This window comes from Xanthomonas euroxanthea, from assembly GCF_900476395.1.
GTDB lineage: Bacteria > Pseudomonadota > Gammaproteobacteria > Xanthomonadales > Xanthomonadaceae > Xanthomonas > Xanthomonas euroxanthea.
In genome coordinates, this window is sequence record NZ_UIHB01000001.1 from 1,536,601 (window position 1) to 1,548,058 (window position 11,458).

Sequence of the window (11,458 nt, forward strand, 5' to 3'; positions counted from 1 at the left end):
TCGCCATGAATGCAGCCATCCAGCTACACGCCAATACGGCCGATTTGAATGACGAGCAGGAAGCGTTCCGCGCCGCCGCGCGCGACTTCGCCGACAAGGAACTCGCCCCGCACGCCGCGCGCTGGGATGCGGAAAGCCACTTCCCGCGCGAGGCCATCGCCAAGGCGGCCGAGCTGGGCTTTTGCGGGCTGTATACCGATGAAGGCGTGGGCGGCCTGGGCATGCGCCGTCTCGATGCTGCGGTGGTGTTCGAGGAACTGGCCACGGTCGATCCATCCACGTCGGCGTTCATCAGCATCCACAACATGGCCACCTGGTTGATCGCCAGCTACGGTAATGACGCGGTGCGCGCGCAATGGGGCGAGGCGATGACCAGCGGCGTCAAGCTGGGCTCGTACTGCCTGACCGAGCCGGGCGCCGGCTCGGACGCGGCCTCGCTCAAGACCCGCGCACAGCGCGATGGCGACAGCTACGTGCTCAACGGCAGCAAGGCCTTCATTTCCGGCGCGGGCGCCACCGATGTGCTGGTGGTAATGGCCCGCACCGGCGACGACGGCGCCCGTGGCATCAGCGCCTTCGTGGTGCCTGCCGATGCGCCCGGCATCAGCTACGGCCGCAAGGAAGAGAAGATGGGTTGGAACAGCCAGCCCACGCGCGGGGTGAGCTTCGAGAACGTGCGCATTCCGGCCGGCCACCTGCTCGGCAGGGAAGGCGAGGGCTTCAAGATGGCGATGAAGGCGCTGGACGGTGGCCGCATCAATATCGCGGCCTGTTCGTTGGGCGCGGCGCAAGGCGCGCTGGATGCCGCGCGTCGCTACATGGGCGAGCGCCGTCAGTTCGGCAAGAAGCTGGCCGATTTCCAGGCCCTGCAGTTCAAGCTGGCCGACATGGCCACGCAGTTGGTTGCCGCCCGGCAGATGGTGCACACCGCTGCGCGCAAGCTCGATGCCGGCAGCCACGATGCCACCGTGTGGTGCGCGATGGCCAAGCGCTTCGCCACCGATGCCGGTTTTGCGATCTGCGACGATGCCCTGCAGATCCACGGCGGCTACGGCTATATCCGCGAGTATCCGATCGAGCGCCTGCTGCGCGACAGCCGCGTGCACCGTATCCTGGAAGGCACCAACGAGGTGATGCGCATGATCATTGCGCGCCACCTGCTCAATGGCGAGGAGGAACTGCGATGAGCGATTGGGAAACACGCGCGCATACCGGCTTGCAGGTCGAACGCGATGGCCATGTCGCCATCGTCACCTTGTGCAATCCGCCGGCCAATACCTGGACCGTGCACAGCCTTGCAGCCCTGCGCGATCTGGTGCACGCGCTGGATGCGGACCGCAGCATCTACGCGCTGGTGATCACCGGCGACGGCGAGAAGTTCTTCAGCGCCGGCGCCGATCTCAAGCAGTTTGCCGATGGCGACAAGGCCAATGCGCGCGCCGCGGCGCGGCGCTTCGGCGAAGCCTTCGAAGCGCTGAGCGCGTTTCGCGGCGTGTCGATCGCGGCCATCAACGGCTATGCGATGGGCGGTGGCCTGGAGTGCGCACTGGCCTGCGACCTGCGCATTGCCGAGCAACACGCGCAACTGGCCTTGCCGGAAGCCAGCGTCGGGTTGCTGCCGTGCGCCGGCGGTACCCAGAACCTGCCGCGCCTGGTTGGCGAGGGCTGGGCCAAGCGCATGATCCTGCTCGGCGAACGTCTGGATGCCGCCACTGCACAGCGGATCGGCCTGGTGGAAGAGGTGGTCGGCAAGGGCGAGTCACGTGCGCAGGCCATCGCCTGGGCACAGCGCGCCGGCAAGCAAAGTCCGGCCAGTGTCGCAGCGTGCAAGCGCCTGGTGCAGTCCACCCGCCATGGCACCCATGCCGCCGCGCTGGTGGCAGAGCGCGAGGCCTTCGTCGACCTGTTCGAGCAGCCCGATCAGGCCGAGGGAGTGGCAGCCTTTCTGGAGAAGCGCGCACCGCAGTGGAGCAATGGCTGATGCTGGATGTGCGCCCAACCGAAGACGCGCCGGTGCTGTTCGAGCAACGTCATTGCGCCGACGGGCACCGCATCGGCATCGCCACCTTGAATTCGCCCAGGACGCTCAACGGCCTGTCGTTGCAGATGACGCGCCTGCTGGATGCACAGCTGCGCGCCTGGGCCGACGATGCGCAAGTTGCCTGCGTGGTATTGCGTGGCGCAGGCGAGAAAGCGTTCTGCGCGGGCGGCGACCTGCATGGTCTGTACCAGAGCATGCGTGCGCATCGCGAGGCGGTGCCGGATGCGCAGCAGCGCCGTGCGCAGCCGCAAGCCAATGCGCATGCCGCTGCGTTCTTCGAAGAGGAATATCGGCTCGACCATCGCATCCACACCTATCCCAAGCCGCTGCTGTGCTGGGGCCATGGCATCGTGATGGGCGGCGGCATCGGCTTGATGTCCGGTGCCAGCCATCGCGTGGTCACCGAGCGCTCGCGGCTGGCGATGCCGGAGATCAGTGTCGGCCTGTTTCCCGATGTCGGTGGCAGCTGGTTGCTGCGCCGGGTGCCGCACGCTGCCGGGTTGTTTCTGGCACTGACCGGTGCGCCGCTGGATGCCAGCGATGCCATCTACGCCGGGCTTGCGGATGTTCGCCTGGAGCATGCGCAGCACGCGCCAGTGCTGGAAGCCTTGAGCGCGCATGCCTGGACAGGCGATGCAGATGAGGATCGCGCCCAGCTCGGCGCGTTCCTGCACGGGATTGCGCAACCGCTGGAGCCGGGCCCACTGCAGGTGCATGCGGCCTTGATCGCGCAATTGGTGGCAGGCCGGACGCTACAGGAGGTGGTCGCTGCAATCCTGGCACTGCAAAGCGAGGACGCCTGGCTGCAGGCCGCGCGCGCAACGCTGGCAGCCGGTGCCCCCGGCTCGGCGCGCCTGGCCTGGGAGCTGCACCATCATCCGGAAACCAGCACGTTGGCGGACACCTTTCGCACCGAGTACGTGGTGGCGCTGCATGCGGCCGCCCACGGCGATTTTGCCGAAGGCATTCGCGCGCTGTTGATCGACAAGGACCGCACGCCACAGTGGCAGCCTGCCGAACTGGAACAGGCCGATGCGCAATGGGCGGCTGCATTCTTGCAATCGCCCTGGCCGGCTGCACGGCATCCGCTTGCCGATCTTGGTGCACGTTGAGTCGCTGACACGCCGCTGCGAACGGTCTTTGGCGGATGCGGACAATGAGCCGCATCCGCACTGCAGGACCGAGGGATGCCATTGCGCCCGTTTGCCGCGCTGCGCTGCGGCCGGGCACACCATTCAACGGCCGCGCCAATCGGTGATGGCCACCCAACTCTGGAAACCACACCATGAGCAAGATCGCTTTTATCGGCCTGGGCAACATGGGCGGGCCGATGGCCGCCAACCTGAGCAAGGCCGGGCACCAACTGCGGGTGTTCGATCTGGTGCCCGCCGCGCTGGACGCCGCGGTCGCCGCCGGCGCGCATGCCGCCAGCTCCGCACACGACACCCTGGCCGACGCCGAGATCGTGATCTCGATGTTGCCGGCCAGCCGCCATGTCGAAGCGCTGTACCTGGGCGAGGCCGGCATCCTGGCGCAGATTCCTGCCGCTGCCCTGGTGATCGACTGCAGCACCATCGCACCGGCCAGCGCACGCAAGCTGGCCGCCGAGGCGCAGGCGCGTGGCCTGGCGATGCTGGATGCGCCGGTGTCCGGCGGTACCGCTGGCGCGGCGGCCGGCAGCCTGACGTTTATCGTCGGTGGCGCTGCAGAGGTGCTGGAGCGTGCGCGGCCGGTGTTGCAGGCGATGGGCAAAAACATCTTCCACGTCGGCGACAACGGCGCCGGCCAGGTCGCCAAACTGTGCAACAACATGGCACTGGGCGTGATCATGGCCGCCACCGGCGAGGCGCTGGCGCTCGGCGTTGCACAGGGCCTGGACCCCGCGGTGCTGTCGCAGATGATGGCGGTCAGCACCGGGCGCAGCTGGGCCACCGAAGTCTGCAATCCGTGGCCGGGCGTGCTGCCCAACGCGCCGGCATCGCGCGGTTACAGCGGCGGATTCGGCAACGATCTGATGCTCAAGGACCTGGGGCTGGTCGCCGAATCCGCAGTGCAGGCGGGCGTGTCGATTCCGCTCGGCGAGCTGGCGCGCAATCTGTATGCGATGAACAGCCAGGCCGGCAACGGCGCGCTGGATTTTTCCAGCGTGATCAAGCTGGTGGCCAAGGTTTGAGAGCGGCTAACAAAGCGTCTACGCTGGTGCGGTGTCCTTGCCGGTTGCGGGACCGTGTGGTGGCATGGATGCCGCCACCGAGCCCCAGGGATGGGTTTACGGCGTGTCCCGCGAGCGATGAGGGCGCCGCGCCCTCGACGCTGCGAGCTGGCTGCACGGCCCTTGCCCGCCCACCCTCGCGGGACACGCCGCAAGTACGTCCCTGTAGGCTCCGGCGCGGCATCCATGCCGCTCAGGGTCCCGCGACGGTAGGCGGGCAAGGGCCAGTGGAGAGGGTCGGTGTGCATGGCAAGAGCAGCGCTGGATGCGCCTTGCTCGATCATGAAGCATCGGCTCCGGGTCTGATGCGCACCGCACGACAAGCAGCTTTTCAGATGAGCGTCGACCAACTGTCTGGTGCGGTGTCCTTGCCGGTTGCGGGACCGTGTGACGGCATGGATGCCGCCACCGAGCCCCCGGGATGGGTTCACGGCGTGTCCCGCGAGCGGTGAGGGCGCCGCGCCCTCGACGCTGTGGTTTTGCCGCAGGGCCCTTGCCCGCCCACCATCGCGGGACACGCCGCAAGTACGTCCTTGTAGGCTCTTACGCGGCATCCATGCCGCGTAAGGTCCCGCGACGGTGGGCGGGCAAGGACCAGTCACGGTGGTCGGTACGCATGGTTGCAAGTAGGGGCAGGCAGTGCATGCAGCGCAGCCGTCCGATGAGGTGCGGTCTGATCAGCCTCTTTCTATCCGAGCAATCTCACTGCCAATACGACATCACTCCACACGCTAACGAAAGCGAGGGTGGCCGACGCGTTGCCGCCATCGCTGCGGCGTTCGAGAGGTTCTGTTGGCCGCTCCAAATTGCTGCCCGGCCTGGGCAACAAGGCGCAGCACCACGCCCACGTGATGTGATGTCATCACGCCCGGGTGTAATAGTCTCCGCCATCGCGTGCGCCTAAGGTGCGCGCATCGCACGAGGCTACCGCATCCATGGGACACGACCACAACCACGCACCCAGCGAAATCCGCCACGAGACACCGCTATGGTGGGCGCTGGGGCTCACCGCCACGTTCCTGTTGGCGGAAGTCATCGGTGCGTTCATCACCAACAGCCTGGCGCTGTTGTCTGACGCTGCACATATGGCCACCGACACCGTGGGCCTGATGATCGCCCTGCTTGCCGTGCGCCTGAGCCGTCGCCCTGCCGATGCGCGCCGCACCTATGGCTATGTGCGGCTGGAAGCGCTCGGCGCGCTGGCGAACGGTGCACTGCTGTTCGCGGTCGGCGCTTACATCCTGTGGGAGGCTGCGCAGCGCTTTCGCGCACCGCAGGATATTTCCTCCAGCGGCATGCTGCTGATCGCCGGCTTCGGCCTGGTGATCAATCTGATCGCCATGAAGCTGCTGCACGCCGGCAGCGGCGAGAGCCTGAACGTCAAGGGCGCCTACCTGGAAGTCTGGAGCGACATGCTCGGCTCGGTGGCGGTGATCATCGGCGCGCTGCTGATCCGCTGGACCGGCTGGCAGTGGATCGACCCGGTGCTGGCCGTGCTAATCGGCCTGTGGGTGCTGCCGCGCACCTGGGTGCTGCTGCGCGAGGCGATCAACGTGCTGCTGGAAGGCGTGCCCAAAGGCATCGATCTGCCGCAGGTGCAGCAGGCGCTGACCAGCTACCCCGGCGTCGAGGACGTGCACGACCTGCACGTCTGGGCACTGGCCTCCAGCACGCCTGCGCTCACCGCACACGTGGTGGTTGGCGAAACCATCGACCGCGACCGCCTGCGCGACGCCCTCGCCGAGCTGCTGCACGCGCGCTTCGAGATCTCCCATGTCACCTTGCAGGTGGAGAGCGGCGACTGCGGCACCGAGCCGTGTGGCACGCCACCGGCTACGCAAGGCCCTGCGCACGACGATCATCATGGTCACGCGCATTCGCATGGCGGCCACGCGCACTGACACGGACCGCACGCCAGTGGGCTGTCGCCTGGTTGGCGCTGGCGTGGCGTGACGTTGCCTGGAACAGCACGTAGCCGGGCCACCCTGTCCGGTCGTGGGCAGGCCAATCGCGCCATCGCGCCGCCGCCCAGGCCGTATGATCGAGCCGGGAAGATTGAGAGGCCGGCGGCGCGATGGCGGTACAGATCGAACAACGCAACCAACGCATCGCCGCGCTGATCGCCGAGGCGGGCGCTGCGGCTTCGGCCGGGCACTGGCAGCAGGCCGAGCAGCTGTGGGCACAGGTGCGCCAGTTGGCGCCGGCGCATCCGCAGGCCTTGTACAGCCTGGGCGTGCACGCTTACCAGCGCGGCGATGCAACAGCGGCGCTGGACTACCTGGCCGGCGCGCGCGCAAGCAGCCCGGGCGATCCGATGATCGTGCTGACCATTGCGGTGGTGAAGCAGTCGCAAGGCGATGTGGATGGCGAATGGCAGGCCATCAGCGCGGCCTTGGCGCTGGATGCGTATTTCCTGCCGGGGTTGCTGGCAAAGGCCGCGTTTCTGCAGGCGCGCGGCCGCCCGCGTGCCGCCGCCGCCGTCTATCGCGACGCGCTGAAGGTTGCGCCACCCGAGCCGCAATGGCCTGCGGTGCTGCGTCGCAAGCTTGCCCTGGCCACGCAGGCGGTGGAGCAGGACACGCTTGAGCTCGAGGCGCAATTGCGCGCCGTCCTGGACACGCCCGGCGTCGCTGTGGACGCCGCGCTCGCGGGACGCTGGGCGGAAGCGGCCGCGATCGCATGTGGACGCAGCCGCCCGTTCCACTCCCAATCCAACCGCCTGTACGTACCGCGACTGCCCGCCTTGCCGTTTCATCCGCCGGAGGCGTTTCCGTGGATCGCTGCAGTACAGCGTCAGACCGAGGCGATTGCGCAGGAACTGCGCGCCGTCATGGACGCGGACAAGGGCGGCTTTGCGCCGTATATCGCCTACGCGCCGGACCAGCCGGTCAATCAGTGGAAGGACCTCAACCATTCGCCGGCCTGGAGTTCCTATCCGCTGTGGGCGCATGGCCAGCCGGTGGAGGAACATCTGCGGCAGTGCCCGGCGACCGCCGCCGCGTTGGCATTGGTCGATGCGGCACGGATCGATGGCGTATGCCCGAACGCGATGTTCTCGGTGCTGGCGCCGCAGACGGTCATTCCACCGCACCACGGCGAGACCAACGCTCGTCTGGTGGCACATCTGCCGTTGATCGTGCCCGACGGATGCAGCTTCCGGGTCGGTTACGACTGGCGGCAGTGGGAGGTCGGCAAGGTGCTGGTGTTCGACGACTCGATCGAACACGAGGCGCGCAACCAGAGCGCGCAGCTGCGCGCGGTGCTGATCTTCGATGTCTGGAACCCGCTGCTGAGCCAGGAGGAGCGGCAGATGGTCAACGCCATGGAAACGGCGATTGCCCGCCACCGTGCCGGATGAAGGGGGTGCCGGTCGTCGGCCGGTTCAGTCCGCAGGTGAGATGCCGAACCGGGCAAGCGTGGCGCGCAGGGGAGCGAGCTGAGCGGCGTAGGGCTTCCAGCGTCCGGACGCATCGCCATGCAGGGGCTGGCGCACCTGCCAGTAGCTGGCTGTCTTGACGGCGCCAGGCGCCTTGTGGAACTCCAGGCAGTCCGGTTCCCATGGCAACTGCAGGAAGTCCAGCAATGCGCGCAAGGTGGGCTCCGGCGCGGCGACGAAGGCGTCATAGTCGAAGGTGTGGATGCTGTCGGGATATAGCGACAGCCAATGCGCCATCAGTCGCTGGTAGGCGGCAAGAAAATGCCCGATGTCCTCCAGCCGGCCCGCGTAGCCAAACCGTTGTGGATTGAGCTGCTGCATGAAGAGCGACAGCCCGTTGTCCAGCGGATGGCGGCGCGTGTGCACGATCCTGGCAGCCGGAAAGAGCTGTTTGATCAGTCCGATCAGCTGAAAGTTGTCCGGGCGCTTGTCGGTGATGTAGCGCAGTTGCGCATGCTGGGGAACGGCTGCCGCCACATGTTGACGATATGCCGCGGCCAGCTGCGCCAGCGTATGTGGGGACAGCTGCTGCGTGGCCTTCGGGAACGGCGACAGCGACTGCGCAACCAGTCGCGGCAGCGCATCCAGTTCACCGCCGGCGGCAATGCACGGGTGGCGCGACAAGGCCTGTTCGAGCAGGGTGGAGCCGGAGCGGAACATGCCGCAGATAAACAGGGCCGGCACCGTGTTTTCTCCAGCAGCCGTGGGGGGTGGCTGTTGCGCGTCCCTTGCGTTGGCAAATACCGCGGCAATGCTGTCGAAATGCTGTTGCGTGCGGATCGGATCGTAATGCCTTGCATGGGCGTGGCCATGCCGGTTGGCGGCACTGGCCGCATCGAATGCCTGGCTGTGCAGGCCGAGGCGATCGTAGGCATGGGCCACTGCATGCAGCAGCGTGGCCGCCAGCGCAGGATCCCGCCCCGCGACCTCGCTGGCCTGCTCGAGTTCGAGCAGGCGTGGGTCCTGCGCCTGCGTCGGAGGATCCAGATGCAGCAGACGTGCGCTGGCTTGCAACTGCAGCGTCCGTGTCCGGGCGTCGCCGGGAGGACTGGCGAGCAGTCGGCGATAGGCGGCGACCGCCTGGTCGCGTGCGCCCAGCTCTTCGTGCAGGTTGCCCAGATTGAGCAAGGCCGGGGCGTAGTCCGGCCGACACTGCAATGCCAGGTCGAGCTCCTCCAGCGCGGCCGCATCCTGGTGGAGATGGTCGCTCAGCAGCGCGGCGCGATTGAGGTGGATCTGTTCCGGCAGTGCAGCGCCGTGCTGCAGTGCCTGCGCATACGCATCCAGCGCAGCGGATGCTTCGCCGGTCCGGCGCAGCAGATATCCCAGGTTGTACCAGGCATCGGCGCAGCCGGGCCGGGCCTGCAGGATGGCTCGATAGGCGGCGATCGCCTGCGGCAGATGACCGTGTTGCAGTAAGCGTGCGGCGTGCTGCAAGGACAGGTCCAAGGCGTTTTCCAGGCAGTCTTGCCGCGGGTCGGGGGACCTGCAGCTTAGGCGGCGCCGGCAGTGCGTTCAATCTGCCCGGTGGCGAGACAATGAGGGTCGGCCTTTCCTGCGCCCGCCGGTTGGCTTGTATGCTCTGCTGCAGTCGAGCAGTGAGATACGCACATGCACAAACCGGTGGTGGTGGGTCTGGCAGTCCTGGGCTGCGCTTGGGCGGCATCGGCGCAGGACGTGCCGACGCATCGCTGCGCCGCAGTCCTCGATCCATTGCCGCGGCTGGCCTGTTATGACGCCAGTTTTCCGCCAACCCAGGCCGTACGGGCGGCGGAGGCGGACAGGGGAGCAAGAGCGTTTGGCCGCAGCGCGCAACAGGCCTCGGCTGCAGCAGCTGCGCAGCAATCATCGCCTGCGCAACTCACGGCCAAGGTGCTCGCGGTGGCGTATCAGCCAGACGGTACGCGCATCGTGTCGCTGGACAGTCGTCAGCGCTGGGCACTGACAGAAGCCACCAGCCGCGGTCCGTTGGCCGAAGGCGAAGTCGTGGTGATTCGCAAGGCCGCGATGGGAAGTTACATGCTGGTGACCGCTGCCGGGGTGGCGCTACGCGCCCGCCGCATCGACTAGCCGGGCCGCCGATGGCATCGCAACCAACAGAAGAGAACGCATGACTGAAGGACAGCTGCGCGCAGTGCTGCACGACGGGTATCACCTGCTGCGTCAGGGACGTTATGGCCAGGCAGTTGTGTTGGCCGACCGCGCCTGCGCCGACCAGCCTGACAATGCGCATCTGCTGGAACTTGCCAGCGAGGCCCGGTTGGCCAATGGCGATCCGCAAGCCGCGGTCGACCGCATCGCACGGGCGGCGGCGGTTGCGGCGTCACCGGTGCCGCTCTTGATCAAGTACGCCAGCTTGCTGCTGCAGCTGCGTCGCCGCCGCGAGGCCCGGCTTGTCGCCGGTCAGGCGCAGGCACTGGCCGGCGCCGACGGTGCGGCGTGGTGGCGGATCGGCGCGTTGCACAGCGGCTGCCACGAGGTGGCGGCCGCCCGTGACGCGTATCGGCATGCGATGACATGGCTGGGAGAACAGCCGGGCCTGCTGTACGACCTTGCCACCATGCAGTTCTTTGGCGGTGAATTCGATGCCGCTGAGGTCACCCTGGAGCGGCTGCTGCAACTGGCACCCGAGACCGGCGATGCCTTGTACCTGCGCGCCACGCTCCGGCGTCAGACCGGGCAGCACAATCATCTGGACGACCTGCGTCACCGCTTGACCACGCTATCGGACCCTTCCGCCAGGGCGGCAGGCCTGTACGCCTTGAGCAAGGAGCTGGAGGATCTGGGCCGGCATGCGGAATCGTTCGAGACGTTGACCGCTGCAGCGGCCTGCAAGCGCAAGACACTGCAGTACGACGTTGCTGCCGAGTGTGCGCATATCGCCCAGGTACGGGAGGCGTACGCCCCGGATGCCTTGCGCGCACTGCAGCCGGGTGATGCGGGCGAGGGTGCGGTCTTCATCGTCGGCTTGCCGCGCTCAGGCACCACCTTGCTGGAGCGCCTGCTGATCCAGCGCGGCGGTGCGCGCTCGGCCGGGGAGTTGATGGATTTCGGTGCGCTGCTGGGCAGTGCGACATCCGGCGTACTGGCGACCAATCCCGGATTGACCGCCGCCCAGGCATCGCTGCAGATCGATTTTGCTGCGCTCGGCGAAGAGTATCTGCGCGGTGCCCGTGAGTTGGTGCACGACCACCCGGTAGTCATCGACAAGATGCCGGTCAATTACCTCTACTGCGGCATGATTGCCACTGCGCTGCCACGCGCACGCATCATCCATCTGGTGCGCGATCCGCTGGACACGTGCTATGCGATGTACAAGACCTTGTTCTACAACGCCTATCCGTTCTCGTATGCGCTCGATGAGCTCGCTGATTACTACCTGGCCTATCAGCAGACCATGCGTCACTGGCATGCGGTACTGCCCGGCGGCATTCTCGACGTGCATTACGAAGAGCTGGTACGCGATACCGAGCATCAGATCTCGCGGGTGTTGAGCTGGTGCGGGCTGACGAGCAGTGAAACCATCACCGGGCTGGAGAATGTGTCATTCGTGACCGCGAGTGCGGCGCAGGTGCGCGGCGATGTCCATCAACGGTCGGTGCATAGCTCGCGGCGGCACCTGGACGGGCTCATGCCGTTGTTGAAGCGGCTTCGGGCAGCGGGTGTGGTCTTGCCCGGCGTCGAAGTGGCGTAAGGATTTCCCGCTGGCCGACCACGCGTTTCGGTATTTCACCGGAATGAGCCGGCGGCGCGCGAACACCGAACGAGC

9 protein-coding genes are annotated in these 11,458 nt (G+C 67.0%); 8 read left to right on the forward strand and 1 reads right to left on the reverse strand.

Going from position 1 to position 11,458, the window contains the following annotated elements; all coding sequences use genetic code 11:
* The first annotated feature begins 5 nt into the window (after positions 1-5).
* From CPBF1521_RS06775 to CPBF1521_RS06800, 6 genes are all read left to right on the forward strand, one after another.
* Positions 6-1,187: an acyl-CoA dehydrogenase family protein gene (locus CPBF1521_RS06775; RefSeq protein ID WP_115676404.1), complete on the forward strand. Its 1,182-nt coding sequence runs from the start codon at positions 6-8 to the stop codon at positions 1,185-1,187.
* Positions 1,184-1,981 (forward strand): enoyl-CoA hydratase, encoded by a 798-nt coding sequence (locus CPBF1521_RS06780; protein ID WP_115676405.1) that lies wholly within the window; start codon positions 1,184-1,186, stop codon positions 1,979-1,981. Before CPBF1521_RS06775 ends, CPBF1521_RS06780 begins: the two co-directional genes overlap by 4 nt.
* Positions 1,966-3,153, forward strand: coding sequence for an enoyl-CoA hydratase/isomerase family protein (locus tag CPBF1521_RS06785; protein WP_370659366.1), 1,188 nt, complete (start codon positions 1,966-1,968; stop codon positions 3,151-3,153). Before CPBF1521_RS06780 ends, CPBF1521_RS06785 begins: the two co-directional genes overlap by 16 nt.
* A 173-nt stretch (positions 3,154-3,326) precedes the next feature.
* Complete coding sequence (gene mmsB, locus CPBF1521_RS06790) at positions 3,327-4,214, forward strand: 3-hydroxyisobutyrate dehydrogenase (RefSeq protein ID WP_115676406.1); 888 nt, start codon at positions 3,327-3,329, stop codon at positions 4,212-4,214.
* A gap of 974 nt (positions 4,215-5,188) precedes the next feature.
* Positions 5,189-6,154: a cation diffusion facilitator family transporter gene (locus tag CPBF1521_RS06795; RefSeq protein ID WP_115676407.1), complete on the forward strand. Its 966-nt coding sequence runs from the start codon at positions 5,189-5,191 to the stop codon at positions 6,152-6,154.
* Positions 6,155-6,327: 173 nt separating this feature from the next.
* A complete protein-coding gene (locus tag CPBF1521_RS06800) occupies positions 6,328-7,611 on the forward strand; it encodes an aspartyl/asparaginyl beta-hydroxylase domain-containing protein (protein ID WP_115676408.1) in 1,284 nt (427 codons plus the stop codon).
* A gap of 24 nt (positions 7,612-7,635) precedes the next feature.
* Here CPBF1521_RS06800 and CPBF1521_RS06805 read toward each other — a convergent pair whose 3' ends face one another.
* Entirely contained in the window at positions 7,636-9,138 is a 1,503-nt protein-coding gene (locus CPBF1521_RS06805; RefSeq protein WP_115676409.1) for a tetratricopeptide repeat-containing sulfotransferase family protein, read from the reverse strand.
* Positions 9,139-9,300: 162 nt separating this feature from the next.
* Between CPBF1521_RS06805 and CPBF1521_RS06810 the strand changes: the two genes are divergently transcribed.
* Together CPBF1521_RS06810 and CPBF1521_RS06815 are read left to right on the forward strand one after the other, a co-directional pair.
* Complete coding sequence (locus tag CPBF1521_RS06810) at positions 9,301-9,759, forward strand: hypothetical protein (protein WP_115676410.1); 459 nt, start codon at positions 9,301-9,303, stop codon at positions 9,757-9,759.
* Between the two features lie 40 nt (positions 9,760-9,799).
* Positions 9,800-11,383, forward strand: a complete 1,584-nt coding sequence (locus tag CPBF1521_RS06815; protein WP_115676411.1) for a tetratricopeptide repeat-containing sulfotransferase family protein — start codon at positions 9,800-9,802, stop codon at positions 11,381-11,383.
* Positions 11,384-11,458: the final 75 nt, after the last annotated feature.

Coding starts and splice junctions, on each gene's coding strand:
- CPBF1521_RS06775 (WP_115676404.1), top strand. CDS start 6: ATGAATGCAGCCATCCAGCTACACGCCAATACGGCCGATTTGAATGAC.
- CPBF1521_RS06780 (WP_115676405.1), top strand. CDS start 1,184: ATGAGCGATTGGGAAACACGCGCGCATACCGGCTTGCAGGTCGAACGC.
- mmsB (WP_115676406.1), top strand. CDS start 3,327: ATGAGCAAGATCGCTTTTATCGGCCTGGGCAACATGGGCGGGCCGATG.
- CPBF1521_RS06795 (WP_115676407.1), top strand. CDS start 5,189: ATGGGACACGACCACAACCACGCACCCAGCGAAATCCGCCACGAGACA.
- CPBF1521_RS06800 (WP_115676408.1), top strand. CDS start 6,328: ATGGCGGTACAGATCGAACAACGCAACCAACGCATCGCCGCGCTGATC.
- CPBF1521_RS06810 (WP_115676410.1), top strand. CDS start 9,301: ATGCACAAACCGGTGGTGGTGGGTCTGGCAGTCCTGGGCTGCGCTTGG.
- CPBF1521_RS06815 (WP_115676411.1), top strand. CDS start 9,800: ATGACTGAAGGACAGCTGCGCGCAGTGCTGCACGACGGGTATCACCTG.